Source organism: Phyllobacterium sp. GQ127, assembly GCF_059758635.1.
Window position 1 is genome coordinate 20157 of the sequence record NZ_JCAXDZ010000012.1, and the last position, 16489, is coordinate 36645.

Below are 16489 nucleotides of genomic sequence, written 5' to 3' on the forward strand. Positions count from 1 at the left end.
GGGGCACCCGCCGCCAATAATAGCATAATCAAGGAGTGGAACTGACTATGGGACAATTGATTAGCTGCATCGTTGCCGGGATTGCCATCCTGCCCGGCGTGTCAATGCCTGCAGCGGCACAGGAACTGCCCAAGGATAACTTCAAAGTCGTCGGCATCACATCGACTATTCCGGTGGCGATCTTTGACGAAAAACCGTTCTGGACCAAGACGCTGCCGGCTCGTTCCAATGGTGCGCTGACTGCCGATTTGACACCTGTCGAACAGATGGGCATCGATGATAAATCAATGCTCCGCATGATGAGCGTGGGTGTCATGGATTTTGCGGGTATAGACATTACCAAGATGGCTGGTGACGATCCGCGTTTCGAGGCCTGCGACCTGGCCGGTGTCCTGCCAGATGTCAGCAAAGCACGCGCCGCGTGCTCTGCCTACAAGGATGTCCTCAGCAAGCGGATGGATCAAAATTGGGGCACGAAACTTCTGGCTATCGGTGCCAGCACGCCACAGGTTTTGTGGTGCAAGCAAGAAATCAAGTCAATCGAGGATCTGAAGGGTAAAAAGATCCGTGTTTTCAACAACACACTGCGTGACTTCGTGACCGCGCTCGGTGCTACTTCGGTATCGATTGCATTTTCGGAAGTCGTCCCCGCTTTGAACAACGGGGTCGTCGATTGCGCGGTAACTGGCACGCTGTCTGGTAATACGGCTGGCTGGCCTGAAGTTACTAAGTCGATCTACATGTTGCCGCTGGGTTGGAGCTTTAATGCCGTGGCCGTCAATAAGGTGCGCTGGGAAAAGCTACCCGCTGAAACCAAGGAATTCCTCCTCAAGGAATTCGCCGCTTACGAAGATAAGATGTGGGTGACGCTGAATGATAGCCTGAAACAGGCTGAACTGTGCAATGCAGGCGCCGCCGGCTGCACGCTAGGAAAGCCCGCCTCTATAAAAATCACCGTACCGTCCGAGGCCGACATGGACATTGCTCGTCGGATCGTAACGGACAGTGTTCTGCCGAACTGGGCAGCACGTTGCGGTGCTGGATGCACTGAAGAATGGAATGCCAAAATCGGAGCCGTTGCTGGCTACACGATCGGCATGAAGTAAAATTGGCCATAACAAGAGGTGTTCAGTTGTCCACTGCCCGGCCGCCCGAACACCTTCCAGCTATAGGAAATTTCCCGATGAGAAAAATTCTCATGCCGGCGAGGATCATAGCGCGTGGCGGACTATGGTTCGGCGGCATAATCATTCTGCTTTGCGCCCTGTTGATCTGCACCGACGTCGCGCTTCGAGCCTTGTTCAATCAAGCCATCGACGGCACCGACGAGTTGGCACGCTTCACCCTTGCCATCTCCACGACATGGGCTCTGGGTGGTGCCCTGCTGGATCGCGCCCATATACGAGTAGATACAGCTTACGCCCGCTTCCCTGGCAACATACAACTCGTTTGCGACTTTGCCGCCCTGCTCGCCTTTTTGGTATTTTTCGGCCTGATCCTCGTCTACGGCGTCGGAATGATCCGTCAAAGCTGGGTCTCCGGAGCAATGTCGGACTCGGCCTTGCAGGTCCCGATGGTGATACCCCAAGTGATTTGGATACTCGGTATCGTGGTGTTTCTGCTGACAAATATGGCTCTTCTCGTCGTGGCCTCTGCCTGCGTTCTGCGCGGCAACCTATCTGAAGCCTCCGACCTCATAGGCATGAAAACCGCAGAGGAAGAGGTTCAAGAAGAGTTGGCCGCAAGCTCACTGAAGGAGACCTGAAATGATATTTGCTTCCTTGGGAAGTCTCCTCGGACTTCTATTCATCGGAATTCCCGTTGCAGCGACACTGGCGGTTGTCGGGCTTATCCTGTCACAGGTCTTTTCGCCCTTGCCATTGCACTTCGCGATTGCCGAAATTGCTTGGACCGTCTCAAACAATTTTCTGCTAATCGCTATTCCGCTCTTTGTTCTGTTGGGAGAGTTGTTGCTGCGTTCGGGACTTGCCTCGCGTATGTATTCTGCACTGGTCCTGTGGATGCCGTGGCTTCCGGGCGGGTTGATGCATTCAAATGTGGCGGCCTGTGCAATGTTCGCAGCTACTTCTGGTTCAAGCGTTGCAACCGCTGCGACTATCGGCACTGTAGCGCTCAAGGAAGTGAAAAAGAATTCATACAACGAAAGACTTTTTCTCGGCACCATCGCTGCGGGTGGCACGCTGGGTATTCTTATCCCACCATCTGTCAACTTGATCCTCTATGGCGTTCTGACCGAAACGTCGATTCCGAAACTTTATCTCGCCGGCTTGGTACCGGGGCTCGTACTGGCCGTACTATTTTCAGTCGTTGTCGTTGTAGCCTGCGTTTTACGACCCGAATGGGGCGGAATACGCCAAAGCGCCAAATGGAGTGAACGGATGACGGCAATCCCGGACTTGCTACCGCCATTGGTGATCTTTTTCTCGGTGATCGGCTCGATATACACGGGATGGGCAACGGCAACAGAAGCGGCAGCACTTGGTGTCGTCGCCACGTTATTGATCGCATTTTTGTACGGACGGCTTAGTCTTCCGGTGCTTTTGCAGGCATTCGAAGGTACAATGCGCACCTCGGCGATGATCATGGCTGTCATGTTCGGAGCCTATTTCCTGAATCTGGTATTTGGTGCGATCGGATTGCCTGCGAAGGTCAGCACGTGGATTACCGGCATGGAGCTTGCCCCCTTTGGCTTGTTCTGCCTTATTGTCCTGTTCTACTTCGTCCTCGGAATGTTCATGGAAACGCTCTCGATGATGGTCGCGACCGTTCCCATTGTGGCTCCAATCATGGCTGCTGCGGGCTTTGATCCTTTGTGGACCGGAATAATCATAGTTCTGTTGATGGAGATCGCACTTATAACACCACCGGTTGGTCTCAATTTGTTTGTCGTGCAAAGCGTGCGAGAGCGGGGGGCTATGGCGGATGTGGTGCTAGGAGCGTTGCCGTTTGTGCTGGTCATGATTGTCTTTGCGTTCCTGCTTTATGCCATGCCGCAAATTGTGTTGGCATTACCGCAAGCGCAAGGGTGATCGTCTTCAAAGGACTTTTGAAACAAGTGAGAACTGCCAATGGCGTCCGAATCAGCCGCTAGATTTTGGCGTTGCTTTAGGCATGGAAGCTCAGCCGCGCTCCACGTCACCTTTTAGTGCTTACAAGGACTGCGGGTGTAAATTTTGAGTACACCCATGAGCGACAATCAAATGTGACGCGCAATGAATGTAACAAAAGGTTGAGTTCCGATAAAAGTGACATGACACAATCGGAACCGCCCTGATGTGACAGTTTCGCCATGGCTCGCATCGGATACGCTCGCGTCAGCACCACAGATCAGGCCCTCGATATTCAAAACGAGCGGCTGAAGGCTGCTGGCTATGAAATCATCCGATCAGAAACCGGACCAGGAGCGTCGTGGAAGAGGCGATCCGAGGTGGAGACCATGATGCAATTTTGCAAGAGGGTGACGAACTGGTTGTGCTGCGGATTGAGCGGCCCGGGTGATCCACCCGCGAAGCTCTCAATCTTGTTCGTGAGCTTGATGAAGGGGTGCGTCACTCCGTGCTGACCTGATCTCCAGGAGAACCCTATCTTGCCGCCAGGCGAACGAAGCTCTTGAACTACTCCACGGACCCACTGCCGATGAAATTGGGGTGGTTGAGGTGGACCAGGCTGGCACTGTCGAGCGCCACTTCTCATGAGTCGGTGAACGCGGTGTGGCTTTGCGTGAGCCGCAAAGCATCGTGTACTTGAGATTGCCGAGGCGTTTTGTGATCCCGGCCCGATCTTACCATTGGCGGCGAATACAAGCACAATCGACCGGGAGTTGGAATCTTGGACACTATCTTTCTCATCCGTAGTTGATGCGACGGATGTCTTAACTGAATGCCCTGATCGTGGGTGGATGAAGTGGTCGATTGCAGTGAGCAGCATGAAATGCGTCATGATCAAACTTTCAAAGCGTTGAGCGCACGAGACCAGCATAGACACCATCATGGGCGAGCAACTGCTCATGGTTGCCGCGTTCCACCACGCGGCCCTTGTCCATGACGATGATCTGGTCCGCATGCCGCACGGTCGACAGGCGGTGGGCGATGGTAATCGTCGTGCGTCCCTTGGCGAGACCTGCCAGCGCCTCTGACATGGCCCGCTCGGTAGCAGTATCGAGAGCACTCGTTGCTTCGTCCATCAATAGCACACGCGGATTGCGCAGGATCGTCCGTGCCAGGGCTAGACGCTGCTTCTCCCCGCCGGAGAAGCGATAACCGCGTTCGCCGACAAGCGTAGCGTAACCGTCAGGCAGGGCAGTGAGCATGTCGTGGAGCTGGGCGGCGCTGGCGGCGCCAATCACCTCATCATCCGTCGCATCCGGCCTGGCGAAGCGTAGATTATCCGCTACGGTGGCGTGAAACAGGTAAGGCTCCTGTGTGACAACCCCGAGCATATCGGTCAGGGACTCGAAGCTCAGGTCGCGCACATCGACGCCGTCATAGCTGATCACTCCGTCATCAACGTCGTAGAGCCGCGCCAGCAGATAGCCAAGCGTTGTCTTGCCTGATCCGGTGGCGCCGACGATCGCTACATGGGATCCTGCGGGGATGTCGATCGTGACTCCGGAAATGGTTGGCGGCTGCGTCTTGTCATAGCCGAAGGTGACATCGTGGAGTCGTACGGAGCCGCGAATCCCATCGCGTTCGAGCGTGATGGGATGCGTCCGCTCGGCAATCTCAACCGGTCGGTCAAGGTAGTCGAAGATGCGAGCGAACAGCGCCCGCGTCTTCCTGACCTCGACCCCCGACTGCAGAACCTCCTCCAGTGGCCACAGGAGCTGCTCCTGCAGCGCGATCATGGCGACCAAGGTGCCGATGGTCACTGCCGCACCCTCGCCCATCAACCAGCCGCCGAGCAGCAAGGTGAGCGCCGGCAGCGCCTGAAGTACCAGATCGATTACCGACCATTCCCATTGCCCGGTGGTGTGCGAACGCACCTCAAGCGCCGCGACGCGTTGCGATGTGCGCGTAAATCGGCTGGTCAGGTGATGGGTGCGGCCCATCGTGCGCGCGAGAATGATGCCGGAGACCGACAGGGATTCCTGCACGGCCGAGGACATGTCTGCGATCCGCAGTTGCTGCTCGTAGGTGATTGCCTCGCGCATGCGCCCGACACGATGGCTGATCCAGATCGCCATGGGCAGCACAAGGAAGGAGAACAGCGCCAGCCTCCATTCGAGCACCAACATGGCAACCATGGTCGTCACCACCGTGCTGACATTGCGCGTGAGATCAGAGGCGGTGTGGGTGACCAGAGCCTGCAGGCCACCGATATCGCTTGCGATGCGAGACTGGACCTCACCGGTCCGCGTCGTGGTGAAAAACCCGAGCGAGAGAGACTGCAGGTGTGCGTAAACCTTGACCCGCAGGTCATGCATGATCGCCTGACCGACCTTGGATGTAACCAGGGCCTGCAGCACGGTTATCGCAGCACCCAGGGCTGCAAGCGCCATCAAACCGGACGCGAGAAGCGCCAGCAGACCCATGTCGCGCTGTGGCAGTGCATTGTCGATAATCGCCCGCAACAGGAACGGCGCGGCGACCCCTGCTACCGAGGCGAGAAGGATCAGGAAGAGTACCACCAGCACGCGGCCGGTGTAAGGCTTGAACAGTGCAAGGACACGCCGGGCCGATACATGGGCGGTGGCTAATACATGATAATCGCCATCTAAATCGTTTGTAATGTGTTCGGGTTCGTCTTTGAACATGCCGATCTCCGGAGGCCGAGAGGCACCTCGACCAGTTTGGGGTTTTGCGAAACTCGCTGAGGTCGGTTCCGCGTTGATCAGTGCGTCGAAGTCACTTGCCCGCTTCGCGGCATGGCGGACCAGACAAGCACGGTCAGGCCGGCGAAAATGCCACCGGCGATGCGCAGGACGAAACCGTGTGCGGTGCCGAAAGCGGCTCGCGCCGAGGCGACCAATTCCTGTTCGACTATTCCGCCGATCCCGTTGGCAACTTGCATTGCTTCGCCGATCGAGGCCGAGGCCTGGCTGGTCAAGGGCGGCGACAGTCCCGCGGGCAGGGAGACATGAGCGGTATAAATGCTCGCCAGCATAACGCCGAACAGTGCGACACCGAGCCCGCTGCCAAGTTCATAGGCCATGCTTTCGATCGAACCAGCCGCGCCCGCCTTCTCGACCGGTGTCGCAGACATGATCGCCGCCGTGGACGCCAGCAGCGCCGTGGCGACACTGAAGCCAAGCAGGACGATCCAGATCCCAGAGATTACGGGCGTGGCCGCCATATTCATCCCGGCGAGAGCAAACAGGCTGACCGCGCTCTGTGCCATACCCATGGTCGCGACGAGGCGCAGTCCGAGCTTGGCGACAAGCCACCCGGCGATCGGGCCGGAGATACCGGCAGCGATCATCAAGGGCATCATGAACAGGCCTGCTTCCAGCGGGGTTTTGCCGTGAACAAATTGGAGTTCCTGCGCCATCAGCAGCTCAAAGCCGACAAGTGCGATCATCGCGGCAAGCGCCATGGCTATGCCAACCGCGATCGGTCGCTTCGCGAGAAGCTGCAGATCGATCATCGGCACAGCCGCGAGAAGCTGCTGACGCGCGAACATCCACAGCAGACCGGCGCCCGCGAGCGCGATACCCGCCGTCACCCATGGGTTGGAGCCGCTACGCAAGCCACTCTTGGCAGCATAGACGAGCAGGAGCATCGCGGTCACGAGCACGAGCGCCTGCCGGACGTTCCATGGCTGGCCAGGCCGCATCTCCTGTCTTGGCACGGCCAGTCCCGTGACGATGAGCACGACGGCAATGATGGGCAGATTGATCAGAAACACCGACCCCCAATAGAAGTGCTCGAGCAGAAACCCGCCGACCAGCGGCCCAAAGGCCGCGCCGCCTGTACCGACCGCTGACCACACGCCGAGTGCGATGCTGCGTTCGCCTTCGTCGTGAAACGTCTGGCGCAGGGCGGCGAGGCTGGCCGGCAGGAGCATGGCCGCGCCGACCGCCAGCAAAGCGCGTGCTGCGATGAGAGCTGCAGCTGTCGGCGCCAGCGCTGCGGCAAGCGATGCCGCCCCGAACAGGATGGAGCCGACCATAGCAAGCCGCTTGAAACCGATGCGATCGCTCAGCGCACCCATCGGCAGGAGCAGGCCGGCCATCGTCAGCGAATAGATATCGATGATCCACAACAGTTCGCTACTGCTCGCCTCAAGCGCCAGACTGAGGGAGGGTGCTGCGACGTGAAGGACGGTGGCGTCGATCGTGACCGGAAGGCAGATCAGGACCACGACGGCGAGAATGAGCCATCTGTTGTTGTGAGTCAGCATGGGGAGCTTCTTTTGGACATGTGTTCAAGATTGAAATTGGACATAAGTTCAAATTGCGGATAAAGCAAGGCGAAGAAACACCGGGGTTGAAGATGGAGCCGCGCATTGAGCTATTTGAATCGCCAAGATCGTCGCATGACGATCCTCGAGGCTGCTGTGGGAGTCGTAATCAAGGACGGTCTGTCGGCAGCAACTGTCAGACGTGTCGCCCAAGGACTGGGAGCGGCGACGGGTCAGATACATCATCACTTTGCCTCCGCCGCGCATCTTCGCGCCGAGGCGTTGGGGTTGTTGGCGCAAAGATCTCTCGCGTCCCAGTTAAAGAAAGGCAAAGGTCTTGGCCGCCGCGAACGTCTTGAGCTGGCGCTGGATTATTCGGATCACGCCACCGGCGTGTCGGAGAAGAACCTCTGGCACGAGGCCGTCATCCTGGCTGAACGCGAAGAGCCGATGAAGGCGGCCTATATCGCGGCGATGAAGGATTGGCATGAGGCCATCATGGCAATTCTCACAGAAAGGCCACGCGATACGGACGCTTTGGTTCAACGGGTGTCCGACAAAGCCTGGTGCTTGATCGGACTGAGCTGTGGTTTTGACGAACTGACACCGTTGGGCGCATTCGGCCTCTCCCAAGAGGACCTCAATCGTATCATGAGGGTTGCGATTGATCGTGAGCTGGCCGAGTTGGATGACTCTGCCGGTGATCCTTCTTGCCGGGGCTGATGACCGTTCAAGCTGCTGCAGAGCTCCAGAAGAAATACCCCGGAGCCATATTGAAGAAATCCACGCCTGACCGGAGAAAAGTATGACCGTCACTGATGAAGAATTTGAAGCAGCCGTTGCTGCCTACCAGCGGTTCGAGAAGGACTATAACTGGGACGGTATCATGGCGGCACTCAGGGCCGTCAAGGAGGTTTCCCAAAAACCAGTAGGTCATGCTGGAGAAATGCCTGGAACCAGGGACTTTACAATGGTTGTATTTGAAGCATCCAAGGTTCCTGCCAATACACCTCTTTACAGTGCACCACAACCTCCTATGGCTCCCGCTATCACCGATGAGCAGGCTGGAGTGATTTGCGAGGAACTTCGCAGACCACTGGGCATTAATCAGCTCACAGGGCACAGCATTCGCTTGATCGCCAGCGTGGTGAACAAAACCCTTCAAGAAGGACGAAGCCATGAATGTGTGGCAACAGGAGATGCAGTCGCTCCAACTTCGACTTGAATCCGCTGAGAAGCTGCGCCTGAATGACATGCTGGCATTCGAGGCCGCTCAAATTTCGTAGGCACGAACAGAACCTGAAATTGACCAAAATTCTTGCCCAGCGTTGGCTCCCGATCAAAACCTATCATTCGGCCGACAAGTTCATCTAGGTGCAACATATCTTCTGTGGGCATACCGAGAGTAAATGGATCCGCATGGTCGCTGCTATCCAGAAATCAAGCGCTGGTATTACAGCGGAACCAATGAACGTTCAAAATATGCCCAAGCCGAAGGCGGTGAACCCACCCACTGGCAACCATTTCAACTGGAAAATTCATGACCAAGAAAATGATTGAGGACACTGTTGCATTCGACAGTGCTCATCCTATTCGATGACATAGACAATGTCATCAAGACGCTGCAGACCGTAAAGGATCTCCATCCTGACAAGAAGCTGACGCTGCATGAGCACTGGACCGGTTGTGAAGATGTGGAATACCACATCCCCTAGATTGGTGAAGAGACGGATAACGACATCGCCGGGTATAGGCAGCGACTTAGTCGCCATAGTCGACGTAGGAATGTGCTGCCTTGCTCCTGATCGGTGCGCCGTGTCCACCATAGCATAGCCGCTGTTGTGGCCGGATGGCTACGAAGTACTGCGGTGGATTGCTGCACACAGCCGCCTGCCTGCCGTTCAGGAAAAGCGTCCGAAACGCGCAGTGTCGCGGGCGCTCATGGTTAAAGAGTAAGCTGATGGACAGGCGACTTTTCGAGAAAAGAACTGTCCTCCCGCGCCAAAACTTGCGGACGGAAGCGATGTTCACCTTGCAGGCTACATCGCCCCAACTGGCAATGACGCCGTCGTCCTGTACCACAAACACGGCGGCAGGCTTCAAGGCTGAACGAGCTTTAAGCTCGCGTACAACGGCGACGTACCCTTCTTATTCTTCCGTGGACAATCAATTCCAGAAACGTCCTCAGCCGGACATTCGGCTATGCCAGGCCGGTTCCGCAGGTGCCTGGCCCGACGAAGCGATGCGTATTGAGCCCTCGCGCGGGCACGCTTGGCGTGCGCGAAGATCTCGAAAATGCAAATAAGGAAATTTCGCGAACCCATCACTTGAACCGCCAGTTCATTTTTACAATGTATATCAAAAGAGATTACCATGCAGGTTTCTAAATGGGGCAATAGACTTGCGGTTCGGCTGCCCGCTGCTGTTGTCGAGGCGTTGGGGCTGAAAGAGGGTGATGATATCGAGATTCGCGCGGCAGATTGGCGCGAGTTGGACGTTGCGCGCAAGCCTGCCCGTGATGACCTCCTGAAACGGTTACGTGTCTCCGGGGGCGGTTGCCGGCGGACTTCAAGTTCGACCGGGAGGAGGCGAATGGCCGCTAGATTTCTCGACACCAACATCCTGATCTACCTTGCCTCTGAAGACATTATAAAGGCCGATCAAGCAGAGGCGGAGATTGCCAAAGGCGGCACGATCAGCGTGCAGGTCCTTAACGAACTAGCCAATGTCGCTCGTCGAAAACTGCTGATGTCATTTTCAGAAACGCACGAGTTCCTGGCCATGATCCGCGGCCTGGTGTCGGTTGTCCCCATCACGATCCAAACACATGAGGCCGGCCTGCGGCTGTCGCAGCGATACGGTATGTCGACCTGCGGCGCTATATGATCGCTGCCGCCGCCCTTCTCGCTGATTGCGACACGCTGCTGTCTGAAGACATGCAGGACGGCATGATGCTGGAAGATGGCCTGTGCATCGTCAACCCCTTTCAGAAACCTTGACGGGCCCCTTGGGTATTGCACTGCCGGTGGCTAGACGCGAGCGTTTGGATGGGCGATCTAGATTCCCCCATGCTGTACCGAGGCGGCATATTTGGCCTGATGCCGCTCAGGGTGCCGGCTTTCCGTACGGCTTCTGCCCCTCGCGCTGCAGCTGTTCGGCATGTTAACCGCTGCCTACAAGTGAAGATGGGCAGCCGCGGGTCCATACCCGGCGTCCTCCCGGGCATGCGGGACCATGGCCATGAGGCACGCGGCGATGTTACCGTGATACTCCACAGCACCCCAGATGGCCTCTCGCCGGACGCCCTCCGTCAACCTGCTGCAACTTCCTTCACGCCAACGTGAGGCCAGCCAAGATACGCCATTTTCCAAAAGCCGTTCGCGTGTCTGGGACCGAGGATCAAACACGCCGTCAGATGCGAGACAGCAAGGACCCTTTGGCGTTGCTGTCTCCATTATCGCTCGAACATTTCCTTCATGCGTAAATAGATCAAAGCAGCAGGGAGAAACCAAGGTCTCTTATGGTAATACCATCGTGTTTCCGATGGCATGTTATCCAGGTGCGTTTGCGCGCTGTTGGCCCGCAGTATCTTAAGAGCGGCCTTGTGCCCATAAAAAGCGGCAGTGGCGACGCCGTAGCCATGGGCAACCGCATGATGCATGCCATTATGAACACCAATTATTGGCAGTTTGTTGAAATTTGATCCAAGCGGGCCCAGCCAGCTGTATTCAATTTTCACATCTTTCAGCTGCGGGAACATTTTAATAAGTGTTTTACCTAGGATTTTCGCCATTATGCCAGGATCGGTTTCAGACAGCGCTACCATAGGGCGTGCGCCAAACAGCAGACGGGTGCCATCAGGTGTTGGCCGAATATGCCGCACGAGCACGCGTGTATCTATGCAGGGCCTCATGTTAGGGATAACGGACCGGATGAGTTCGGGACTGATCTGCTCGGTGACGATCACATTGGCATGGATCGGAACGATCCTGCGCCTGAGGTAGGGAACAAGATCTCCAATCAGGGCGTTGGTCGCAATTAAAACTTCTCTTGCCAAGACGGTTCCCCGATTTGTTGCCAGGATAAAATTTGTGCCCTCCCGAGAAATGTTGTTAACTCTCGTGTCGGAGGCTATAAGTGCGCCGGCCTCACAGGCACGTCGTTGAAGTCCGTGCTTAAATAGTGCTGGATGGAGGCTGCCCTCGTTTGGTCTGATCTCCCCGCCGACATATTCATCGACTGCAAGTTCTCTGAGCGCGTCCTGACGGCTGACGATATGGCTTTCGAAGTTCGTCTCGCGCGTCAGTAACTCAACATCTCGCGCCAGGTCATCATAATGGCAGTGTTTCCAGGCGGCGATAAACCTGCCGCGTCGCTCGAAGTTGCATTGGATTCCTTCAGTTGCAATCAAGTTGGAAGTGAATTGGAGTGCCTCAAGATCTTCGCGAAAGAATTCTAGTGCGCGCTCTACCCCAAACTTCTTTTTAATGACTGAGAAAACAGCGCGGTTGTGACCGAAGTGCCCGGCATTTCGGCTGGATGCATTCCAGCCATCGGTGCCGGCGTCAAACACGATCGCGCTCCGACCACCCCTCGTCAGCGTGATCGCAGCACTAAGACCGGTATAGCCTCCGCCAATTACCGCAACGTCCGTCCTGTTTGGCAATGATCTGTCAAAGGGTGCAGCAGGGGGGGCGGCAACATGCCAGTAGGGAGTCGGTATTGGACGCTCTTCCATAATGCAACCTCATGCGCGTTAGAATAGCAATTGGGAAAATAGCAAGACCAGCAGCATCTGGTTGCTGAGCAGAATCGGGATGATTTCAAAAGAACGCAGCGCCGTAGGGGCCCTGGCACTAACATATAACGGATTGTCGGGCTTGGTTTTGCGACGATCCGTGATTTGCAGCAATCGCACTGGTGAAGACATCGTATGAACGACTCCGATTGAGGGGCATCACAGTATCTGCGTCCCTACGATACTGATGCCAAACCTTTCGAGGCCTGCGCACTGGTGCTCTCGCGTTGTCAGCAGCTGTATTGATGATATTCTCAGGTGCTTAAGTATCTGGGCCCCAAGACCAATCTCCCGCCATTCGTTCTCTCTCTCTCTGGCTTCATCGTGGTTTTCTCCATGGGCCAGTCGGCGGCGATTGACACGGCCGGCGTCGACTGGGTTCCCGCGCAGATAGACGATAACGCCACGCTGATTATCGCCCATCGCTTTCATGATTTGTTCGAGTTGATGGCCCGTGCCGAAGACATCTGCCATGACGTTTTCCGGATGCAGGCGAACTGGAATATTTTCGCCATCCTGGATGTCTCCGAATACGACAGCCAGATGTTGCGTCGCATCCCACGGAAGCATGTATGTATGTGCGACCGCCGCACCGCCTGGCGTGATCACGTTGCACGATTCTACTTTCTCAATGAGTGTCTCCTGGCGTTGACGATAGGAGATCAGATCGGCGACCGACACTTGCTTCAGTCCATGAAGCTCAGCAAATTCCTGGACCTGTTTTCCCTGCATAACGGTTCCATTGTCGTTGACCAGCTCACAGATCACGCCAACAGACGGTAGGTTTGCCATTCTGCACAGGTCTACGGCTGCCTCGGTGTGGCCCGACCGCACCAGGAGCCCTCCCTCTCGTGCAATGAGAGGGAAGATATGGCCTGGTCTTACGAAGTCGGAGGCGCCGACATTTCCGTTTGCGAGGTTGCGAACGGTCAGCGTCCGGTCATCAGCCGATATGCCCGTTGTGGTGCCGTGCTTGAAATCGACGCTCACGGTAAAAGCCGTTTGATGCGCAGAGTCGTTTTCCGCAACCATCGGCGGAAGGTTGAGGCGACATGCATCCGCACCGGTCATCGGAGCACATATTATTCCGGAGGTGTGACGGACCATAAATGCCATTTTTTCAGGAGTACAATGGACAGCCGCAATGACTAGATCGCCCTCGTTCTCGCGGGAACCATCGTCGGTGACAACTATCATCTCTCCACGCTCAAACGCCTGCAGCAGGTCGACGATGTACTTGTGTTCGTATGCCATGCGAGCTCACTTCAATGTTATGCGGCAAACAGCGCCCGTGTGGCGCATTGAAAGTATGATACGAATGGAATGTCAATACCAGCAGTATTCTGTTTTCAGCGAAGCGGCCGGATTGCTGCCCAGCCAAGCCGCAACCATAGAACGGCTGGTTTTAACTTTTGGTATTGCAATACTGCCAGTATCTGTGGAATATGCCATTTTCTGCGGGGTTTCAACGTGACGTTCGAGATTGAATGCGATGTGCTTGTCATTGGTTCCGGTGCCGGCGGATTGGCCGCCGCCATAAGCGCCCGTAAACATGGTTGCCGCGTGCTCTTGATCGAGAAAGAAGACTGTTTTGGAGGCACTTCAGGGATTTCGGGCGGCGGCCTTTGGCTGCCCTTGAACGATCATGCGATAGCCTCTGGTATGGAAGACAGCCTCGACGACGTGATGACTTATGTGCGCTCGCAGGCAGGCAATTCCCCCCACTCCGACTTGATCGACGTTTATCTGAAGGAGGGACCGGCTGCGATCGCATACTTCGAGGCCAACACGAACATCAAATTTGACGTCTCGCTTACACCGGACCATCATTCCCAGGTGCCAGGGGGCAGGTCTCAAGGGCGTTCGTTGATGGCAAGGCCATATGATGCCCGTGAACTCGGGGACTTGCGCGGCAAGATCGTGAGGGTTTGTGATGAGCAATGTCTCTGGGGCATGCCGATTCCCCTGATGCAGTTAAAGTATTTCCAAACCGCGGGACGCTCGCTCGCATCGGCAAAAATTGTGGCCGGCCATCTGATGCGGCATGCCGGCGATCTCGTGCGCTATGGTGAGTCGGTTCGCCTGTTCAACGGCGCTGCCCTGGTCGGAAGGATGGTCAGGTCAGCTGTCGATGCGGGTGTAATCCTCTGGCCTTCAACCAAGGCCGAAAGTCTTATTATATCTCGTGAAGGCGCTCGCGGCGCTGCCGTGGTCAAAAACGGCCAGACCGTCAGGCTTTCCGCACTAAAAGGCGTGGTGCTTGCGTGCGGTGGGTTCGCCCATGACCCCAAGCGGCAGGCACTGGAATTTCGTTACGTGCGTGATGGCCAGGCGTACTTGTCACTTTCACCAAAATCCAATACCGGTGACGGGATAAATATGGGAGAAGCGGCCGGTGGCAGCGTCGCCGGCTATTGTGCAGAGCCAGCTTACTGGATGCCCGTATCGAACATTCCACGTGCTGACGGTACGGTTGGCCTCTTTCCCCACAGTGGCACAGACCGCGGAAAGCCCGGCTTTATCGTTGTGAACAAATCCGGGAAGCGCTTTGTCAGCGAGGCTGAGGTTTACCATGATTTCGTCAGGGCCATGTTCAAACCGGGCAATGACAACACTGCTTTTATCATCTGCGACCATCGGGCTCTCAGAAAGTACGGCCTGGGCTACGCCAAACCTTTTCCGTTTCCGCTCTTTCCCTATATCAGATCCGGTTATCTCATTCGGGACGACAGCCTGGCCGGCCTGGCCAGAAAGCTCGGCATCGATCCGAACGTCCTGAAGACGACTGTCGCCAATTTCAATACGAACGCGAGACGCGGGGTCGATCCTGATTTCAACAAGGGGCATAATGCCTACCAGCGCGCCATGGGCGATTCCCTTCATCGGCCCCATCCCAACCTGGGTCCGCTTGAAACGGGGCCTTTCTATGGAGTGCAGGTCCTGCCTGCAGATGTCGGCACATTTGTCGGATTGAAGACAGACGCGCAAGCATGTGTTCTGGACAGCAGCGGAAAATCTATTCCGGGACTTTTCGCTGTCGGTGCAGATATGGCGAACATTTTCGGTGGCCATTCACCGGGCGGTGGCATCACGCTGGGTCCGGCAATGACCTTCGGCTATCTGGTAGGAAAGCGACTGGGTGAATGCGATGTGGAAAACACCCGGAAAGCTCGCAGGAGGCCAGGCCGGACCAGGGCATGATGACCAAGCAGCCGGATGATTATCGATGCACCTTGTCTCGTAAAAAGAGCCTGTTGATCAGGAGGGTATGCAACGACGGGCGATAGAGTTTTGGATCCTGCAGATTTGTCATGGTTACTCCGCGGATAATGGCCATGGCCGCCGAAGTGATTTGCTGGAGGTCGCCAACATCTTTGGCCATTCCTGCTTCAACGTGTGGCCGGAACATCCCGGCAATGCCTTCGCGAAAGCGGTTGTGAATTGTCCTCAGCCTGTCAGCAAGTTCGGGAAACCGCAAAGCGTGCAGCACGAATTCATATTCTACATGGCTCCAGGGCCGCTCGGCATCCAGGATTTTCTGCCAGCGCGCAGACAATCGCTTGAGGTTGGCATCCAAATCAGACACATCCGAAAAAACCTTTGTCAGGGCTTCGATGCGGGCGTTGGTAACTTCATCAAGAAGTGCGAGGAAGAGGTCATCCTTACTTGAAAAATTCGAATAAACGGCGCCTTTGCTATATCCTGCCGATTCAGCGATCTCTTCAAGCGTGGCAGGATGAAAACCGCGCGACTGGAAAACAACAATCGCGCTCTGAAGGATCAAGCGGCGCGTTTCGGCCTGTCGTTCTGTCCGGCTCAAGCGGCGCCGGGGCTTAAATCCATTGGTCTCGACCTCATATACGAGCTGTGCATTGACGTTTTTGGGTTCTTTGCTCTTGCCGGACGTTTTCGGATTGGCAGGGATGACGTCTGCAGAGATGCGCTGATCCTTATCAACAGTAACTGATTCTGCTTTCTTCCGTTTGTTCTGAACTGGTGGCAATCTTCCCTCCAAAATATTCATCCTGTGCCGGCATCGATTCCAATTCAGTTACCGCATATCGAATGCCCGGTATACACCGGAATACGCCAGATGTAACGAAAAAGCTCGGTGTGCAGAAATGTGTCTGCTCGCCGCCGTTTCAAGGAATCATCGGGCATTATCGCGAAATATCGCTCGAGTTCGGAACCGGGATCAGCCTGCGAAGCTCATTTGAAGCTAATTTTTCATCGAGTTTCACGCAGAATGCAATCGTAGCGGCAATCGCCCTATTGTCCTTCGCGAGAACTTGTATATAGTCCAAAGGAATTCAAATACCTTTGGACTATGAA

Annotated in this window: 14 protein-coding genes and 2 pseudogenes; 10 read left to right on the forward strand and 6 right to left on the reverse strand. The window is 55.8% G+C overall.

What is annotated here, in order from left to right; genetic code table 11:
* Positions 1-47 precede the first annotated feature (47 nt).
* From AC6CHM_RS24210 to AC6CHM_RS24225, 4 genes are all read left to right on the forward strand, one after another.
* Positions 48-1106 carry a TRAP transporter substrate-binding protein gene (locus AC6CHM_RS24210; RefSeq protein WP_498175736.1) on the forward strand — a complete coding sequence of 353 codons (1059 nt, stop codon included), beginning with the start codon at positions 48-50 and terminating at the stop codon, positions 1104-1106.
* A 77-nt stretch (positions 1107-1183) separates the two neighbouring features.
* The gene (locus tag AC6CHM_RS24215; RefSeq protein WP_498175738.1) at positions 1184-1765 is read left to right on the forward strand and encodes a TRAP transporter small permease; all 582 of its coding nucleotides are present in this window, start codon (positions 1184-1186) and stop codon (positions 1763-1765) included.
* 1 nt (position 1766) lies between these two features.
* Entirely contained in the window at positions 1767-3050 is a 1284-nt protein-coding gene (locus tag AC6CHM_RS24220; RefSeq protein WP_498175740.1) for a TRAP transporter large permease, read from the forward strand.
* Between the two features lie 260 nt (positions 3051-3310).
* On the forward strand, positions 3311-3583 hold the full coding sequence (locus AC6CHM_RS24225) for a recombinase family protein (protein WP_498175742.1): 273 nt from the start codon (positions 3311-3313) through the stop codon (positions 3581-3583).
* 387 nt (positions 3584-3970) lie between these two features.
* On the opposite strand, the gene AC6CHM_RS24230 is transcribed toward AC6CHM_RS24225, so the two are convergent.
* Both AC6CHM_RS24230 and AC6CHM_RS24235 read right to left on the reverse strand, forming a co-directional pair.
* Positions 3971-5773, reverse strand: coding sequence for an ABC transporter ATP-binding protein (locus AC6CHM_RS24230; protein WP_498175744.1), 1803 nt, complete (start codon positions 5771-5773; stop codon positions 3971-3973).
* Between the two features lie 77 nt (positions 5774-5850).
* Positions 5851-7359, reverse strand: a complete 1509-nt coding sequence (locus AC6CHM_RS24235) for an MFS transporter (RefSeq protein WP_498175746.1) — start codon at positions 7357-7359, stop codon at positions 5851-5853.
* Positions 7360-7464: 105 nt separating this feature from the next.
* On the opposite strand from AC6CHM_RS24235, the gene AC6CHM_RS24240 reads away from it, so the two are divergent.
* The 3 genes from AC6CHM_RS24240 to AC6CHM_RS24250 all read left to right on the forward strand — a co-directional run bounded on the left by AC6CHM_RS24240 (position 7465) and on the right by AC6CHM_RS24250 (position 8903).
* Positions 7465-8082, forward strand: coding sequence for a TetR family transcriptional regulator (locus tag AC6CHM_RS24240; protein WP_498175748.1), 618 nt, complete (start codon positions 7465-7467; stop codon positions 8080-8082).
* Positions 8083-8164: 82 nt separating this feature from the next.
* Positions 8165-8584 carry a hypothetical protein gene (locus AC6CHM_RS24245; RefSeq protein WP_498175750.1) on the forward strand — a complete coding sequence of 140 codons (420 nt, stop codon included), beginning with the start codon at positions 8165-8167 and terminating at the stop codon, positions 8582-8584.
* Between the two features lie 184 nt (positions 8585-8768).
* Positions 8769-8903: a hypothetical protein gene (locus tag AC6CHM_RS24250; protein ID WP_498175752.1), complete on the forward strand. Its 135-nt coding sequence runs from the start codon at positions 8769-8771 to the stop codon at positions 8901-8903.
* A gap of 45 nt (positions 8904-8948) precedes the next feature.
* Here AC6CHM_RS24250 and AC6CHM_RS24255 read toward each other — a convergent pair whose 3' ends face one another.
* On the reverse strand, positions 8949-9131 hold the full coding sequence (locus tag AC6CHM_RS24255) for a hypothetical protein (RefSeq protein ID WP_498175754.1): 183 nt from the start codon (positions 9129-9131) through the stop codon (positions 8949-8951).
* 601 nt (positions 9132-9732) lie between these two features.
* Here AC6CHM_RS24255 and AC6CHM_RS24260 point away from each other — a divergent pair.
* Together AC6CHM_RS24260 and AC6CHM_RS24265 are read left to right on the forward strand one after the other, a co-directional pair.
* A pseudogene (locus AC6CHM_RS24260) lies at positions 9733-9962 on the forward strand (AbrB/MazE/SpoVT family DNA-binding domain-containing protein).
* A gap of 61 nt (positions 9963-10023) precedes the next feature.
* Positions 10024-10245, forward strand: a pseudogene (locus AC6CHM_RS24265) (PIN domain-containing protein); the annotation flags it as partial.
* 568 nt (positions 10246-10813) lie between these two features.
* Here AC6CHM_RS24265 and AC6CHM_RS24270 read toward each other — a convergent pair.
* Both AC6CHM_RS24270 and ribB read right to left on the reverse strand, forming a co-directional pair.
* Positions 10814-12097 (reverse strand): NAD(P)/FAD-dependent oxidoreductase, encoded by a 1284-nt coding sequence (locus tag AC6CHM_RS24270; protein ID WP_498175756.1) that lies wholly within the window; start codon positions 12095-12097, stop codon positions 10814-10816.
* 219 nt (positions 12098-12316) lie between these two features.
* Positions 12317-13411, reverse strand: coding sequence for a 3,4-dihydroxy-2-butanone-4-phosphate synthase (gene ribB, locus AC6CHM_RS24275; RefSeq protein ID WP_498175758.1), 1095 nt, complete (start codon positions 13409-13411; stop codon positions 12317-12319).
* Positions 13412-13627: 216 nt separating this feature from the next.
* Here ribB and AC6CHM_RS24280 point away from each other — a divergent pair, with 216 nt between their 5' ends.
* Complete coding sequence (locus tag AC6CHM_RS24280) at positions 13628-15358, forward strand: FAD-dependent oxidoreductase (RefSeq protein WP_498175760.1); 1731 nt, start codon at positions 13628-13630, stop codon at positions 15356-15358.
* Positions 15359-15377: 19 nt separating this feature from the next.
* Here the strand turns inward: AC6CHM_RS24280 and AC6CHM_RS24285 are convergent, their stop codons facing one another.
* Positions 15378-16160, reverse strand: coding sequence for a TetR/AcrR family transcriptional regulator (locus tag AC6CHM_RS24285; protein WP_498175762.1), 783 nt, complete (start codon positions 16158-16160; stop codon positions 15378-15380).
* Between the last annotated feature and the right edge of the window lie 329 nt (positions 16161-16489).

Excerpts from the sequence above, each read along its gene's own strand:
- AC6CHM_RS24210 (WP_498175736.1), top strand. The coding sequence starts at position 48 with ATGGGACAATTGATTAGCTGCATCGTTGCCGGGATTGCCATCCTGCCC.
- AC6CHM_RS24215 (WP_498175738.1), top strand. The coding sequence starts at position 1,184 with ATGAGAAAAATTCTCATGCCGGCGAGGATCATAGCGCGTGGCGGACTA.
- AC6CHM_RS24220 (WP_498175740.1), top strand. The coding sequence starts at position 1,767 with ATGATATTTGCTTCCTTGGGAAGTCTCCTCGGACTTCTATTCATCGGA.
- AC6CHM_RS24225 (WP_498175742.1), top strand. The coding sequence starts at position 3,311 with ATGGCTCGCATCGGATACGCTCGCGTCAGCACCACAGATCAGGCCCTC.
- AC6CHM_RS24230 (WP_498175744.1), bottom strand. The coding sequence starts at position 5,773 with ATGTTCAAAGACGAACCCGAACACATTACAAACGATTTAGATGGCGAT.
- AC6CHM_RS24235 (WP_498175746.1), bottom strand. The coding sequence starts at position 7,359 with ATGCTGACTCACAACAACAGATGGCTCATTCTCGCCGTCGTGGTCCTG.
- AC6CHM_RS24245 (WP_498175750.1), top strand. The coding sequence starts at position 8,165 with ATGACCGTCACTGATGAAGAATTTGAAGCAGCCGTTGCTGCCTACCAG.
- AC6CHM_RS24250 (WP_498175752.1), top strand. The coding sequence starts at position 8,769 with ATGGATCCGCATGGTCGCTGCTATCCAGAAATCAAGCGCTGGTATTAC.
- AC6CHM_RS24255 (WP_498175754.1), bottom strand. The coding sequence starts at position 9,131 with ATGGCGACTAAGTCGCTGCCTATACCCGGCGATGTCGTTATCCGTCTC.
- AC6CHM_RS24270 (WP_498175756.1), bottom strand. The coding sequence starts at position 12,097 with ATGGAAGAGCGTCCAATACCGACTCCCTACTGGCATGTTGCCGCCCCC.
- ribB (WP_498175758.1), bottom strand. The coding sequence starts at position 13,411 with ATGGCATACGAACACAAGTACATCGTCGACCTGCTGCAGGCGTTTGAG.